Origin of the sequence: Algoriphagus zhangzhouensis (assembly GCF_900148515.1) — a bacterium.
GTDB lineage: Bacteria > Bacteroidota > Bacteroidia > Cytophagales > Cyclobacteriaceae > Algoriphagus > Algoriphagus zhangzhouensis.
This window is the reverse complement of sequence record NZ_FRXN01000002.1, coordinates 413,328-428,536: the sequence shown is the minus strand read 5'-3', so window position 1 is coordinate 428,536 and position 15,209 is coordinate 413,328. Positions and strand designations below refer to the sequence as shown.

15 protein-coding genes are annotated in these 15,209 nt (G+C 40.0%); 9 read left to right on the top strand and 6 right to left on the bottom strand.

Annotation, left to right across the window (positions count from 1 at the left end; translation table 11 throughout):
* Positions 1-6 precede the first annotated feature (6 nt).
* From BUF13_RS07735 to BUF13_RS07725, 3 genes are read left to right on the top strand one after another with little or no spacing between them, the layout of a single operon-like run.
* Positions 7-267: a PLD nuclease N-terminal domain-containing protein gene (locus tag BUF13_RS07735; RefSeq protein ID WP_073571205.1), complete on the top strand. Its 261-nt coding sequence runs from the start codon at positions 7-9 to the stop codon at positions 265-267.
* A gap of 3 nt (positions 268-270) precedes the next feature.
* Positions 271-495, top strand: coding sequence for a PLDc N-terminal domain-containing protein (locus tag BUF13_RS20875; RefSeq protein WP_083586402.1), 225 nt, complete (start codon positions 271-273; stop codon positions 493-495).
* Positions 496-497: 2 nt separating this feature from the next.
* Positions 498-671: a PLDc N-terminal domain-containing protein gene (locus BUF13_RS07725; RefSeq protein WP_073571204.1), complete on the top strand. Its 174-nt coding sequence runs from the start codon at positions 498-500 to the stop codon at positions 669-671.
* Here BUF13_RS07725 and BUF13_RS07720 read toward each other — a convergent pair whose 3' ends face one another.
* Complete coding sequence (locus tag BUF13_RS07720) at positions 672-1,562, bottom strand: TIGR01777 family oxidoreductase (RefSeq protein WP_073571203.1); 891 nt, start codon at positions 1,560-1,562, stop codon at positions 672-674. It abuts the gene before it with no gap.
* A 121-nt stretch (positions 1,563-1,683) separates the two neighbouring features.
* Here BUF13_RS07720 and BUF13_RS07715 point away from each other — a divergent pair, with 121 nt between their 5' ends.
* From BUF13_RS07715 to BUF13_RS07705, 3 genes are all read left to right on the top strand, one after another.
* Complete coding sequence (locus BUF13_RS07715) at positions 1,684-2,910, top strand: voltage-gated chloride channel family protein (RefSeq protein WP_073571202.1); 1,227 nt, start codon at positions 1,684-1,686, stop codon at positions 2,908-2,910.
* 124 nt (positions 2,911-3,034) lie between these two features.
* The gene (locus tag BUF13_RS07710) at positions 3,035-4,798 is read left to right on the top strand and encodes a TrkH family potassium uptake protein (protein WP_243839720.1); all 1,764 of its coding nucleotides are present in this window, start codon (positions 3,035-3,037) and stop codon (positions 4,796-4,798) included.
* Positions 4,799-4,810: 12 nt separating this feature from the next.
* Positions 4,811-5,500 carry a potassium channel family protein gene (locus BUF13_RS07705; protein WP_073571200.1) on the top strand — a complete coding sequence of 230 codons (690 nt, stop codon included), beginning with the start codon at positions 4,811-4,813 and terminating at the stop codon, positions 5,498-5,500.
* A gap of 4 nt (positions 5,501-5,504) precedes the next feature.
* Here the strand turns inward: BUF13_RS07705 and BUF13_RS07700 are convergent, their stop codons facing one another.
* Genes BUF13_RS07700 through BUF13_RS07685 form a run of 4 tightly spaced genes read right to left on the bottom strand, consistent with a single transcriptional unit; the run spans position 5,505 to position 10,627 of the window.
* Complete coding sequence (locus BUF13_RS07700) at positions 5,505-6,314, bottom strand: ion transporter (RefSeq protein ID WP_073571199.1); 810 nt, start codon at positions 6,312-6,314, stop codon at positions 5,505-5,507.
* 40 nt (positions 6,315-6,354) lie between these two features.
* On the bottom strand, positions 6,355-8,808 hold the full coding sequence (locus BUF13_RS07695; RefSeq protein WP_073571198.1) for a bifunctional UDP-N-acetylmuramoyl-tripeptide:D-alanyl-D-alanine ligase/alanine racemase: 2,454 nt from the start codon (positions 8,806-8,808) through the stop codon (positions 6,355-6,357).
* Between the two features lie 2 nt (positions 8,809-8,810).
* Complete coding sequence (locus tag BUF13_RS07690) at positions 8,811-9,875, bottom strand: lysylphosphatidylglycerol synthase transmembrane domain-containing protein (protein ID WP_073571197.1); 1,065 nt, start codon at positions 9,873-9,875, stop codon at positions 8,811-8,813.
* A gap of 2 nt (positions 9,876-9,877) precedes the next feature.
* Positions 9,878-10,627 carry a segregation and condensation protein A gene (locus BUF13_RS07685; protein ID WP_073571196.1) on the bottom strand — a complete coding sequence of 250 codons (750 nt, stop codon included), beginning with the start codon at positions 10,625-10,627 and terminating at the stop codon, positions 9,878-9,880.
* A gap of 179 nt (positions 10,628-10,806) precedes the next feature.
* On the opposite strand from BUF13_RS07685, the gene dxs reads away from it, so the two are divergent.
* Positions 10,807-12,720 carry a 1-deoxy-D-xylulose-5-phosphate synthase gene (dxs, locus tag BUF13_RS07680; RefSeq protein ID WP_073571195.1) on the top strand — a complete coding sequence of 638 codons (1,914 nt, stop codon included), beginning with the start codon at positions 10,807-10,809 and terminating at the stop codon, positions 12,718-12,720.
* A 3-nt stretch (positions 12,721-12,723) separates the two neighbouring features.
* On the top strand, positions 12,724-13,491 hold the full coding sequence (locus tag BUF13_RS07675; protein WP_073571194.1) for an alpha/beta fold hydrolase: 768 nt from the start codon (positions 12,724-12,726) through the stop codon (positions 13,489-13,491).
* Positions 13,492-13,501: 10 nt separating this feature from the next.
* On the opposite strand, the gene prmC is transcribed toward BUF13_RS07675, so the two are convergent.
* Entirely contained in the window at positions 13,502-14,338 is an 837-nt protein-coding gene (gene prmC, locus BUF13_RS07670) for a peptide chain release factor N(5)-glutamine methyltransferase (protein WP_073571193.1), read from the bottom strand.
* A gap of 51 nt (positions 14,339-14,389) precedes the next feature.
* Here prmC and BUF13_RS07665 point away from each other — a divergent pair, with 51 nt between their 5' ends.
* Positions 14,390-15,205: a hypothetical protein gene (locus tag BUF13_RS07665; protein WP_134204389.1), complete on the top strand. Its 816-nt coding sequence runs from the start codon at positions 14,390-14,392 to the stop codon at positions 15,203-15,205.
* The last annotated feature ends 4 nt before the right edge of the window (positions 15,206-15,209 follow it).

The following is a 15,209-nucleotide window of genomic DNA, read 5'->3' as shown; positions in this document are numbered from 1 at the left end:
AAGCTTATGGATTTTTTTGTACAAGAAACTAATCTCTGGATTTGGCAGGGTATGTCAATGATGCTTGGTTTTTCTCTTTTTGCCTTTTGGGTTTATGCTTTGGTGGACGTCTTACAGAGTGAGTTTAGGTTTCCGCATGAAAAGTTGATTTGGGTTTTAATAATTCTAGTACTTCCTCCAATTGGGACTTTTCTATATTTGACCAATAGCAGAACAAGCAAGAAAAGGAGAAAATTTGAACCTGATTTTCTTTCTAATCGAATTTAATTCATGAGCCAACTTACATTTATTCAGAACATGGGAGGCGGATCAATACTATTATTTGGATTACTTTATTTGATCTTCTGGGTGTATTGTCTGGTAGACATTTTGAGATCTAATTTTAAGGATCCGAATATGAAATTGATTTGGATCTTAATTATTTTATTTGCTCAATTGATAGGACCGATCATTTATTTGGTCATTGGAAAAAATCATAAATCAGATACCTTTTAGATATGTCTTTTCTCGGATTAATTGGGCTAGCAATATATGCCTACACGATTTACGATGTGGTGATTAGCAATTTTGCAAATGATTCAGATAAGATCATTTGGATCCTGATAGTCATCTTGGTGCCATTCCTAGGCACGATTTTATGGTTTGTGGTTGGAAGAGGGAAAAGGCTTTAATTATCTATTAAAAAGGTCCTTCAAAGCAGATGACAGTTCAAAAAACTCAAAATGAAATCCTGCTTTTTGGATTTTTTGACAAGAAACCCGATTGCCTCCCAGAACCATTCCCGCCATTTCGCCTAAGACTATTTTTAGAATAAATCCCGGAACACCAATTCCTAAATACCTTTTCCCTTTGGCATAAGCAGCCTCCTTGGTTAGTTGTTGATTGGTAGCAGGATTTGGCCCAACGGCATTGTAGATTCCCTGAAGTGTTGTTTTTTCCAAAGCAAAGACAAACATCCGAGCCAGATCATCGATGTGAATCCAACTCATCCACTGATCCCCTGATCCAAGCGGAGCAGCTACTGGAGGTTTCAACATTTCCTCTAGAGCCCCACCATTACTAGATAAGACAATTCCAATCCTCAGCATCACTGTTCGGATATGCAATGCTTCGATTTGCTTGACTTCGTTTTCCCAAGCGACGACCACTTGGGATAAAAAATCCTTCCCAGCTGGGGAGCTTTCGTCGATTAGTTTGGTTTGGGTATCCATCCCATAATAACCCACAGCCGACGCAGAGATGAAAGTTGAGGGTTTATTAGCAGCTTTCTCAATTCCTCTTAGGAGTAATGCTGTGCTTTGAGTTCTAGATTGTAGGATAGTTTGTTTTCGCTCTGGGGTCCATTTCTTTTCAGCAACACCGGCTCCAGCCAAATGAATGATGGCATCTGCCCATTCGATTGCCTCAGGATCGATCTCTTGCTTTTCGATGTCCCAGATAAATGATTTTTGATCTTGGGAAGACCTACTGAGCCAAGCCACTTCATAGCCTTTATGCTCCAGTAAGCTGGTGATTTTTTGGCCGATTAGGCCAGAGCCTCCTGTGATCAGAATATTTTTCATGATGGTGTGTTGATACCTCCAAAGACCAATAAAAGCCCGGACTTTGGATTTTCCTATTTTAACTAGAACTTAAAATCCAATTTCTATTCCTAATTTGGCATTCTTCATTTAAAAGGTAGTTTTGGATTTTATCAAAGGGACTAAATACATTGGATTGTGGCTTTTGCTGGGCTTGCTTGTAGGCCTTTTGTCTGGCTCCGCATCAGCAGTTTTTTTAATAGCTCTAGACTGGGCTACTGATTTTCGAGAATCCCATCTTTGGATCATCGCTTTTCTTCCTTTGGGAGGATTTATAATCGGCTGGACATATGATAAAGTGGGGCAAAATTCCATCAGGGGAAATAACCTTCTTTTGGACGAATTGTATGAAGAAAAACAGCCTATACCACTCAGAATGACGCCTTTGGTCCTTTTTGGGACTATTTTTACTCATTTTTTCGGAGGATCAGCTGGACGAGAAGGAACTGCAGTGCAAATGGGTGGTTCTTTGGCAGATCAGGTGAATAAATGGATTCCCATTTCCTCTGAAAACAGGAGGATTTTGTTGATTTCTGGCGTTTCTGGAGGTTTTGCATCTGTTTTTGGCACACCGCTAGCAGGGGCAATTTTTGCATTGGAATGGATGCATACCGGAAAATTGAGATGGAAATCTATTTTTCCTGCGTTTTGGGCTGCATGGGTTGCAGATTGGATTTGTGAATTGGGGTGGGGCGTAGGACACACTGCGTATGAAATTCCCCAAGTGGCACCTCATACTTTTGTAAATTTACTTTGGATTATTCCAGCAGGAATCATCTTCGGATTAGCAGGTAAGTTGTTTGCTGAGAGCTCTCATTTCTTTTCCAAAACTTTTAAAGAGAGGATTTCTTACCCACCTTTCAGACCGCTCATAGGCGGACTCTTAATTGCACTTTTTGTATGGATTTCGGACAGTACGGTTTATTTGGGATTAGGAGTTCCTAGGATCGTAGAAGCCTTCCAGACTCCTTTGCCTTGGTATGATTGGATTGCAAAAACTGGATTGACTACATTCACCTTAGGTGCTGGATTCAAAGGAGGCGAAGTCACACCTTTATTTTTTACGGGGGCTACTTTGGGCAATTCACTCGCAACTTGGATTCCTCTTCCTCTGGCTTTGCTTGCGGGAATGGGCTTTGTCGGAGTTTTTTCTGGAGCTACCAATACACCGATGGCCTGTACTATTATGGGAATGGAATTGTTTGGCTATGAATCAGGGGTGTATTTGGCAATTGCCTGCCTGATTGCTTATGTGTTTAGCGGTAGATCAAGTATCTATTCCTCACAAAATCTCGATAAGAAGGTGAAAATATTCCCCAAAAAAGAGTGACTTTTTGTTGAATCGTTGGTTTAAAAATTGAACCTTTCGGTAGTTATTACCTTTAGTAGGAAGTATTTCTTGCATGAAACTGAATCTCAAATTTTTTTCCAATCCAGATAAGAATCTGTATTTCTTGCGAAAGCTTAAGTCTATCGTAGAGGGAGTGGTTCGATACAGTAGTTTTATTGCATTTGGTTTGTTGTTGTTTCACCTTGGGTACGATCCTGATCCTTTGGTTTATGCGATATCTTCCTTTGTATTTACCTTCTGCCTGATCCTAATAGGTTTAGGCTATATTTTCAAAATTCTTCTCAATGAACCCTCAATCCTGGTTGGAAGAGTTTTGTTGGAAATATTGCTCTCATTATTCCTAATAGGCTTTTCCTTCTTGAGGTGGGATATTTTCGGAATGGAGTTTTCGGAGGGGATTCTGAGCTATTCCCAGCAATTTTTTCTGGTAAATATCTTAGTAGTAGTTCTCTTCTTTATTGAGGTCAGCAAGTTTAGCTTGACCATCAATAAACTAAAAGCGAGCCCTACACTCGTTTTTATTATGAGCTTTTTGATCTTGATTTTGATTGGAGCCATATTGCTAAGTCTTCCACATGCTACTACTAAAGGAATTACTTTTATTGATGCACTTTTCACATCGACATCTGCTGTTTGTGTTACAGGTTTGATTGTATTGGATACCGCAAAAGATTTTACCTTTTTCGGTCAAGTGACTATCATGCTTCTTTTCCAGATCGGTGGATTGGGAATGATGACTTTTACTTCTTTCTTTGGATTCTTTTTCAAAGGGAGTTTTTCATTGGAAAGTCAGCTTTTGATTAGGGATTACATCAATGAAAATAATGTCAGTGAGGTTTATTCGACCTTGTTAAAGATTGTATTCTTTACAATCCTGACAGAGGTTATAGCCGCATTTTTAATTTATCATTTCACGGATGATTCTTTGTTTGCGACAAAAGGTGATCATTTGTTTTTCTCTGCCTTTCATGCGATTTCCGCCTTTTGTAATGCGGGGTTTTCAACTTTAAGCAATGGCTTGTATGAGTCAGGATTCAGAGAAGCATACAATATGCATTTGGTACTGGCATTGGCTATTATTTTTGGTGGAATAGGCTTTCCTGTTGTGATTAATTACTATGATTATTTCAAGCATGTCATAGTGGGAGGAGTAAAAAGTATGTTGGGAATTGAGGCTTATCGCCATGTTCCTCGGGTTACCAATATCAGTACTAGGCTTTCATTGTATACCACATTCATTTTGTTGATTGTGGGCTTTATTACTTTTGCTTTATTTGAAAGGAACAGTACTCTGGAAGGCTTGAGTGGTTATGGGAAATTTGTAACCTCTTTCTTCGGGTCAGTAACACCAAGAACTGCCGGGTTCAATACAGTTGATATGAGTGCTCTGACAGTACCCACGATATTGATTTATCTGATTTTGATGTGGATTGGAGCTTCTCCCGGATCTACCGGTGGCGGTTTGAAGACCAGCACATTTGCAGTCGCAATTTTAAATACATTCAGTATTGCCTCGGGCAAAAAGCGTGTAGAAGTATTCCATAGACAGATTTCAAATGAGACATTAAGAAAAGCATTTGCTGTGATCTCCCTTTCTTTTTTAGTCATTGGCACAGGAATATTTATGGTCATGCTTTTCAATCCTGAATTGCATCTAATCGATGTTTCTTTTGAAATTTTCAGTGCTTTTTCTACTGTGGGACTCAGTGTAGGAATTACATCTCAATTAGCAACTGGAAGCAAAATAGTAGTAATGATCTGTATGTTTATGGGCAGGGTAGGTACCCTTACCTTGTTGATAGCTTTGGTTAGAAAAGTTGGGGAGCAGCGCTATAAATATCCGGATGAAAATGTCTTTATCACCTAAAATGAATTTGATATGAAATACATCATCATAGGAATGGGGAATTTTGGAGCCTATTTGGCGATGAGGTTGACCGAAATGGGGCACGAGGTGATCGGCGTGGACAACAATGAAAACAGGACTGAATTAATAAAGGATAAAGTCACCCATGTCGTGACGCTGAATGCCACTGACCCACAAGCCGTGAAAAACCTTCCAGCTCGTGATACGGATGTGGTGATCATCGCCATTGGTGAAGATGTAGGGGCTTCAATACTTTCTACGGCAATTTTCAAGCAGCTCCAAGCAAAAAGAATCATAGCAAGAGCCATCAACTCACTTCATGAAACTGTGATTCGAAGTATTGGGGTAGATGAGATTATTCATCCGGAAGAAGAGACTGCTGATAGGCTTTCGAAAAGGCTCCAAATGAAAGGGGTTTTGGATTCCTTGCAGATTTCTGATGAATACAATATTGTGGAGGTAAAACTTCCCAAAAGATATGTCGGAATGAAGGTGTCAGAAGCTGATATCCGAAAGGAATTTTATCTGAATATTCTGACGGTGATCAAAATGGAGGATAAAACCAATCTACTAGGGATTAAGACCAAAGAAAAGAGAGTGATTGGCGTGATTACACCTGAATATACACTTGAAGAGGGTGATCTTTTATTGCTATTCGGTAAGATCAAAAACATTCAGGAGTTCCTGAATCTAGATGAATAGTAGACTAGTCTAGAGGGTAACCGCAATTTTTGCAAAAGTGGTCATCTCGGTCCAATCCGTCTTTTCCACAATGTGTACAGGTTCTGGTGGAAGCATGATGTTCAGGATTTTTTTGTTTGGCCATTTCTGCGCTGACGATTCCCGTAGGAACAGCTATGATGGCGTAGCCTAAAAGCATGATCAATGAGGCTACAAATTGGCCCAATGGAGTCTCTGGAGTAATATCTCCAAAACCAACAGTGGTCAATGTCACAATCGCCCAGTACATAGATCGTGGAATACTGGTAAATCCTGTTTCAGGCCCCTCTATGATGTACATGAGTGTTCCCATGATCAATACAATAGTGATCACAGCGAAGAGGAAGATTTGAATTTTCGCTAGGCTGGCTTTTAAAGATTTTTGGATAAAATCAGCCTCAGCCAGATACCTTCCCAATTTGAGAATCCTAACTACCCGGAGAAGTCTTAAGGCTCTTACGACAGTCAAAAGTTGAACATTGGCGATGAAAAAACTCAAGTAAACTGGAAGAATAGCCAAAAGATCGACGATCCCATAAAAGCTGAAAACATACTTCATGGTTTTGGAAGTCAACCAAACCCTCAGGATATATTCAATTGTAAAAAGAAAGGTAAATACCAGCTCAAGGACGAAGAAAATTCTTCCGTATTCAGCTCTTAAATCTGCAACAGAATCCAATATTGCTACGATAACTGATCCGAAAATCAGGATCAGCAGGATCACATCAAACATTTTAGAAGCCCGGTCATTGGACTCAAAAACAATATGGGCCAGTCTTCTTTTGGTCAAACTCATTCCTGAATTTAGAAAAAAATGGGATTTGAAAATGGATTGATTAGTCCAAGTAGTAAACTCTCTTCACCCGGGTGCTGATATTGGTTAGGAGTTCATAGGGGATAGTACCGATTTGATCAGCTAATTCTTTGAGAGAAATCTCAGGACCATAGATGATTGCCTCATCTCCTGGCTTGGCATCGATATCACTGATGTCAACCATCACCATATCCATGCAAACATTCCCGATTACCGGGGCTTTTTGCCCATGGATCAGCACAAAACCTTTACCATTGCTAAACCTTCGGTCGTAGCCATCTGCATAGCCAATTGCCAAGGTTCCTATTTTTCCAGGTTTGGCCATTACTCCTTTTCTGGAATATCCGACTGTTTCCCCTTCTTCCAAAGACTTAATTTGCGAGATTGTTGTTTTTAAGGTGCTGATGGATTGTAATTCTGAAGTATACTTCCCAGTTACTTCTACTCCATACAAGCCAATACCTAACCGGACCATGTCTAGTTGATGCTCCGGGAAAGCTACAATTCCAGCGGAATTCAAGGCATGTAGGATTGGCTTATAAGACAGATTTTGCAAAATGGCTTGAGACATTTCTGAAAAGAGAGCCAATTGCTGTATGGAAAATGAAGAATGGATTTCTTCGTCAGCTCCAACCAAATGAGTGTAGATGGAAGCGATTTCAAGCTGAGGATTTCTTTTGATTAGTGGAATAAGATCCAAGAGATGGACTTTTTCAAAACCTAATCGATGCATTCCTGTATCCAAATCCAAATGGATTTTCATACTGTGACTTTCTGAGGAAGTCCACTGAGCCAATTGCTCGAAAAACTCCAGACTAAAAACGACAGGCTCCAGATCGAATGTTTTGCATAGCTGAAATGACTCTGCCATTGGATTCAAAACCATAATTGGAAGTCGAATTCCTTGCTTTCTAAGCGCAACTCCTTCATCTGTATATGCAACTGCCAGGTAATCTGCCCCCATCTGCTGGATGTGGTTCGCGATCTCAGTTGCTCCGCCTCCGTAAGCAAAAGCCTTCACCATCACCATCACTTTTGTATCTGTTTTCAATTTCCTCTTATAAAAATTGAAATTATGGGTCAAAGCATTCAGGTTGATTTCAAGAGTAGTTCCATGAATTCGTTGCTGAAGATGGTTGACGACTTTCTCAAATCCATATTCCCTTGCACCAGTAATCAAGATCAGATCACTAGCGAAATCTTCAGCTTTTAGGCTTTGATTCAGTTCGGATGTCGATTTAAAGGTGCTGAAATCTGCATCTATTATTTCTTCGATCGCTTGAATCTCTTCCCCTACTGCTATCACCAAATCGATTTCATGTGAATTAATCAATCGGGAAACTTCAGGGTAAATTTTCTTAGGTTGTCCTTGCTGTTTGAAATCAGAAAGAATGAGGATTTTTCTGTTTTTGGGCCTTTGCTGTCGCATAAAGTCCAATGCCACTCGTAGCCCAGCCAAATCATTGTTATAGGTATCATCGATCAATAAAGACTCATTGATCCCGGGCTTCAAAGTCAAGCGCATATCCACCTGTCGAAGATTGGAAATCCCTTCCTGAATTTTATGAGCATCCACACCTAGGGTAAGACTGGCAATGATAGTATTGGTCAGGTTTTCTAGTGATGCATTGTCAGAAAGTCCCGTTTGGAAAGTATAGGTGCTCAAATCTGATTTCATCAAAAAGATCTTCGAAACTCCATTTTGTGTTTTGATAGATCTGGTGAAATCTGCCCCGGCTTGATCTGACCAAGAGATGAGTTTCTCATCTGGGAATTGTCTTTCCAAAACCTGAGCAACTTCTTTCAGATCTTTGCAATAGATAATCAGATCCGAATTCCTAAAAAGTTGAGCTTTCTCCTCAATCTTTTCCAATGTGCTTGAAAACCCCGAGTCATGGGCTGATCCGATATTGGTAAAGATCCCAAGGTTTGGCTTCGCAATAGTCTCCAATGCGGCCATTTCTCCTTTTTTGGATACTCCGACTTCCAAAATCGCCACCTGATGATAGGATTGGATTTCGAAAACTGAAAGTGGGACGCCCACTTGGGAATTATAGCTTTTAGGGCTTTTTGCAACAGAATATTGTTGACTTAGAAGCTGTCCAAGCCATTCTTTGACAATTGTTTTACCATTGGATCCAGTGATGCCAATGACAGGTTTTTCAAATTGTTTACGTTGAAAAGCAGCTAGTTTTTGCAGCGCAATCTTTGTGTCAGGAACTTTGATAAAAGCAGCTCCATCTACAATTGGTTGGTCTTCATGTATCAAAAAGCAAGCAATTCCTTCTTTCAAAAGCTGTGGGATAAAGGTAGCTCCATCCGCTTTTGCTCCTCGTAAAGCGACAAAAATGGTTGCTTCAGGCTGAAGGATTTGTCTTGAATCTATACTAACACGAGAAATTAATCCGGGATGATCTCCCTGCAATTTTCCCTCAACAATATGGGCAATTTGCAAGGCTGTGAGAGCTTGAACCATGATTAGTCCTTTTTAGCTTTTTTCTTTTTGAAAAACACCTGGCGAATCCATCTTGGAAGGAAAATAGCTCCCAAAATCAAGTACGGATAGTAAGAGAATAACCTCCAAAGTATGCTCGTCACAAAGGTGTAATTACCCAAAAACTCGGTGAAGAATTGACCAAAGAAAAACTCGGCTGTACCAGAACTACCGGGAGTTGGGGAAATCATCATGACAATCCACATGATAACTTGACGTGCAAAAACAATCACATTTTCATTCAAGTCGAGAGGTACAAATGCTGAGATTAAGGCATTCAACATTAAGTATCTTGAACTCCAAATGAAGATGGTCGCAAAAATGATAGGTACCCAATATTTCCAGTTTTTACCAGAAAGCTCTTTGGATGCATCAATGATTTGGTTGCCATATTCCACAGCATCGTGCTTCCATTTTCTTAACCATTTGATGGAGAATAACTTGATCAGAACCCATTTGAAAACTCGAGGGCGATAGAATAAAGCTGCAGCCATCACCACGCTATAGACGGCATAAAGAGTATAACTAAGCCAGAAAATCGCTTCCATGCTGTCCTGTAGCTGTGTTTCCAGGACTTTGCTGCTTGGGAAAATATGACCTTTTGCAAAAAAGAGAATAATTGGAGCCCCTATTACAAAGAATAAGTTGTCCAAAATGGCTGTCACCATCACGTATGCAATGGCCTTCCCGAGTTTGATTCCTTCTTTATTGAGGATAAAAATGGCTACGGCAGTTCCTCCGACTACAGAAGGAGTCACCGCTGAGGCGAATTCCCAAAGGATGATCACGTAAATCGCCCTGACCCAAGTCAGATGATGCTGGGTGATCTCTCTTATTCGATAGACATATCCCAAGTCTCGGAATAAAATAACCACTATAGCTAAAATTAGCCAGGGTATGGATGCATCAAAGACTCCTTTCAGAGATTCCTCAGTAACCGATGGATCGAAATAAAACATCGCAAATACGATCCCTAATCCAATCAGAATCGGTACCCAAACCTTGTTAGGGTTTAAGGTTTCGAAGATTTTTTTGTTGTCTATCTTCATGCTTAGGCTGTAGCGAGCGGCTCAGTCTTTTCTACCCAAAAATTATTGAATCCTTCTCCGATTACGATGGTCACTCGGGAAAGTTGTAGCAATTCAAGAATTGCCAAAAAAGTATAGATTACAAATATTTTATCGGGTTTGTAGGTGATAAACTCTGAGAATGGTACTTGTTTTTTGAAACTAATTTTCTCCAACACAAAATCTTTTTGTTGTTCGATAGTATACGGGTATTGAATCACCGTATGCTTGGTCTCTTCGATTCTTGAGGCCATTTTGGCCATGATTTTTTGAAAGACTTTCAGAAGCTTATAAAGATCTAGATCCTGCATTTCTGCATCTACATCATCCACTTTTCTTAAAGCCTTCAATTCTGCGGCTATATTCCCTCTTTTTTCTTTGGAAAGGCGATCAGATTCCAAAGATGCGAGGTCCTCTACGACAGATTTGTACTTTTTATACTCCAATAAATTTCGAATCAATTCTTCCCTAGGGTCAATTTCCTCACCAGCTTCATTGAATTCAGGTCGGGGAAGGAGCATTTTGGATTTGATCTTCATCAGAGTGGCGGCGAAGAGAATAAATTCACTTGCAACCTCAATTTCCATTTTCTCCAAATGATGGATATAATCCAGAAAGTCATTGGTAATCTTGGAGATAGGAATGTCGTAAATATCCAGTTCATCCCGCTCTATGAAAAAGAGCATCAGATCGAATGGTCCTTCGAAGAGCGGTAATTTGATTTCGAAACTCAAGGGATATTTAAATTAATGGGTTAATTTTGCCACCTTGTAGCCAAAGATATTCAATTAACGTAAATTAATTGGATTTCTGGTCAGAGAATGAAGGAGTGTGGATTAGTTGTTGTACTAAATAAAAAACATTCCAACTCAATTAAAGTTTATCATTCCAGACCATAAAACGCTTTGAATAAATGCTGATTAAACCGGGAGAATTACTAGCTCAAATAGATAGTCCGGCGGATTTGAAAAAAATCCCAAAGGAAAAGCTTGTTCAGATTTGTGATGAGTTGAGAAACTTCATTGTGGACAATGTTTCTGTCTATGGAGGACATTTTGGTGCAAGTTTGGGAGTGGTGGAGTTGACTGTGGCTTTGCACTATGTCTTAAATACTCCTGAGGACCAATTGGTTTGGGACGTAGGTCACCAAGCTTATGGTCATAAAATACTGACAGGAAGAAGAGATCAGTTTCATACCAACCGTTTTTTCGGTGGTATTTCCGGTTTTCCAAAGAGAAAAGAAAGCGAATATGATGCATTCGGAGTTGGTCACTCCAGTACCTCGATTTCTGCAGCATTGGGAATGGCGGTTGCATCCAAATACAAAGGTTCTGGAATCCAAAATGTAGCTGTAATTGGAGATGGTTCCATGACCGGTGGGATGGCTTTCGAAGCGATGAACCATGCCGGAGTCTCTGATTCCAATATCCTGATAATTCTTAATGATAACTGCATGGCTATCGATCCTAATGTCGGTGCCCTGAAAGATTATCTAACTGATATCACTACTTCCCATACTTATAATAAGGTAAAAGATGAGGTTTGGAAGTTGCTAGGTAAATTCAGCAAGTTTGGTAGCTCAGCACAGGAAGTTATTTCCAAAGTGGAAGGAGCCATCAAATCTGCGGTTTTACACCAAAGCAATTTATTTGAGTCTTTGAATCTTAGATATTTTGGCCCTGTTGATGGACACGATGTTCATCACTTGGTTGAGGTACTCAATGATCTAAAAGATATTCCTGGTCCAAAAATCCTTCATTGTGTTACGGTGAAAGGAAAAGGATACGAACCAGCTGAAAAAGGAAATCAAACAACTTGGCATGCTCCAGGTACATTTGATAAGGTTTCCGGAGAAATATTCAAAAAGACTCCTTCTAAGCCTCAAGCTCCAAAATACCAGGATGTTTTCGGACATACTTTGGTGGAATTAGCGGAACAGGATGAAAGAATCATGGGGATTACCCCTGCGATGCCGTCTGGCTCTTCTTTGAATATCATGATGGAGGCTATGCCTGACCGAGCTTTTGATGTGGGTATTGCTGAGCAGCATGCAGTGACGTTTTCCGCAGGTCTTGCCACTCAAGGTTTAAAGCCATTCTGTAATATTTATTCCACATTCATGCAGCGAGCTTATGATCAGGTCGTACATGACGTGTGTTTACAAAATCTCCCCGTAGTTCTTTGCTTGGATAGAGCTGGATTTGCAGGAGCAGATGGTCCTACGCACCATGGAGCCTACGATATCGCATATTTCAGATGCGTTCCAAATTTGGTAGTTGCAGCTCCAATGAATGAGCAAGAATTGAGAAATATGATGTATTCTTCTCTTTCTCATGAAGGTCCATATTCTATAAGATACCCAAGAGGGAAAGGCGTGATGCCTGAGTGGAGAACTCCATTTGAAAATATTCCATTAGGTCAAGGTAGGATCGTCAAAGAAGGCGAAGAAGTAGCCATTTTGACTATTGGACATATCGGAAACTATGCTGTTGAGGCTTGCGAAAAGCTTGGCGGAGAGGGATTAAACCCTGCTCATTATGACATGAGATTTGTGAAGCCATTGGATGAAGATTTGCTTCATGAGGTTTTCGGCAAATTCAAAAAAGTCATTACCGTAGAGGATGGTTGCCTAATGGGTGGCTTTGGTTCTGCTGTTTTGGAATGGATGATGGATCATGGATATCAGGCTCAAGTGAAGCGTTTGGGTATTCCTGACGAAATCATTGAGCATGGAGAGCAAATCGAATTGCAAAGGGTTTGCGGTTTTGATCCTGAAGGAATTGCCAATGCCGTTAGAAGCCTCTCTGAGGTTGAGAAAGTGAGCTAAAATATGTCTTCCATTAATTTTTTTGAAAAAGGCGAAGGGCAGCCTATTGTTTTGATTCATGGCTTCTGTGAAATCGGAGCTATGTGGAGTGACTTTGTGGATGAGCTATCATTAGATTTTCGTGTTATCTGTCCAGATCTTCCCGGGTTTGGGGGAAGTCCTGTTTTCCAAAATCATTTTTCCATGGAGGATATAGCCGTGCTACTGGAAGAGTGGATGGAGAAGAATGACATCGTCAATCCGATTGTAATAGGCCATTCTTTAGGTGGATATGTGACTTTGGCACTTTTAGAGTTGATGCAAAGTAATTTGAAAGCCGTTGGATTGTTTCATAGTACAGCATTTGCAGATGATGTCGAAAAAAAGCAAATGAGAAACAGGGCTATTTCATTTTTGAAAAAGAATGGATCTGAAAAATTCGCCACTGCTTTCGTTCCCCAACTTTTTCCAGAAAATAGAAGAAAGGAATTAGCAACTGCTATCGAAACCGCAGTGGAACAAGCCAAAGAAGCTACTTTGGAAGGACTGATTGCTTTTACAGAAGCTATGAGAGACCGAAAGGATCGATTGGAGGTCTTAGAAGCTTTTTCAGGTCCAAGATTGATGATTGCTGGGACCAAAGACAGTTCTGTAAAAATCGAAGCCAGCCGTGCTCAAAAGCATGCATTTACCGATTACTTTGAACTTGGAGATACTGGCCACATGGGAATGTTTGAGCGAAAAGCTGAAACCATCTGGATGGTTCGTGATTTCTGCTTGAAATATTCTTGAGATTAAACTCTCAGTTCAGATTCCCTTTCACAATTCGATCCTTTCCATTCAGATCTTGGAGGCATTGCACTTGAGAATATCCCAGACTTTCTAGTAACTCTACGACTCTTTTTCCATATTCCTCGTGGATTTCAAAATAGATTTTGCCTCCCTTTTTCAGAGCAACAAGTCCCTTTTGAGCAATTTCTCTATAAAATAAAAGTGGATCTGAGTCAGGAACAAAAAGAGCAAGTCCAGGCTCAAAGTCCAATACGTTATTGTGCATCAGTGCTTTTCCCTGTTCTGGAATATACGGTGGATTACTGACCAAAATATCCAATTCATTCTCGGGAATCGGTTTTTGTAAGATGTCACACAGAATCCAATTCACTTGAGCATTTTGAGTCCCACCGTTCTTTTTGGCCACTTCCAAAGCCTTTTCAGAAACATCAATTCCAAAGACTTTGGCCTGATTCATTTCAAGAAAAAGTGAAATAGGAATACATCCAGTCCCGGTTCCTATATCGAGGATTTTCAGATTCGGCTGAGGATTTTCTTTAATGATCAGGTGGACCAATTCTTCAGTCTCATTTCTTGGAATCAATGTATCCTGGGTGACAAAAAATTCCCTTCCATAGAAAGGCCCTTTCCCCAGAACATACTGGATAGGTTCTCCGGTTTTCAGCTTTTCAAAATCAGCAAACAATTGCTTTGGTAGATCCTGCTCGTCAATCAGGTTAATTCTTTCCATTGGTTTTAGTCCCAAATGGTGTTCAAATAGCCAAGAGACCAAGTTTTGGGCTTCTTGAAAATTATAGATTTCCAGCTCTGAAGCCCAGTTTATTACCAGGGAATTGTAATTGATCATTTGTAGCGAATAGCTGAATTGGATCGTAAAAGTAAAACCAAAGAAACCACTATGAAAAAAACACTTATACTTTTATTCTTTTTGACTCTCCCAGTTCTGGTTTTTTCGCAAGAAAAGGGAAAGGTTTTCCTTGAGTTGGATGGCGTTTATTGGGAAAAATCCCTAGATAACACAGGGAATCTAACTGCACAGAAAAATCGATTTGGGAGTCTTAGACCTTACTTAGGAATTGGTTTTGGAAAAGGCTGGAGCTTAGGTCTAATGGGTAATTATCAATCCTATGATCTGCAACAAGATGAATTGGTCGGGCTAAGAGCCATTTATTCCAATACACCAGATGAGACAGGTAACTATCCCATCATTGACTACACTCAATTTCAATCTCCTTTGGGAATGACCAATGAGTTTTTTGGTTTTGGGGCATTTATCAGGAAAAGGGTGGAATTAGGAAAGCGAACTTCCCTAAACTTCAATTTTTATGGAATGCGTGAAAAATCAGAAAATGGAAATTTCGAAGGTTATCCAAATTATTCAAGTTGGGATTATTATCCCTGTCCGAATTGCCTGTCATATATTCCATACCCTAATAGGTATAGTTTCGAGGAAAGTAATTGGCGTTTTGGATTGGATGTTGGCTTTGCATACGAGTTGAAACCTTGGCTTGATTTGGGAGTAAGGGCCAATTTTCTTGAATTCAAGAAGCAAAGCATTCTATATAATGAGGTGGCTTATATTTCCTACGATTATTTACCTTATCCCAATTACCAATCTGTAGGAATTGGGAATTATTATGGAGACCGATACTACTTTGGCTCTGCTGTAGCTCGCGAGGGGATCAGAATTTCTTTGCTATTTCAACCCTTTTAGCCTT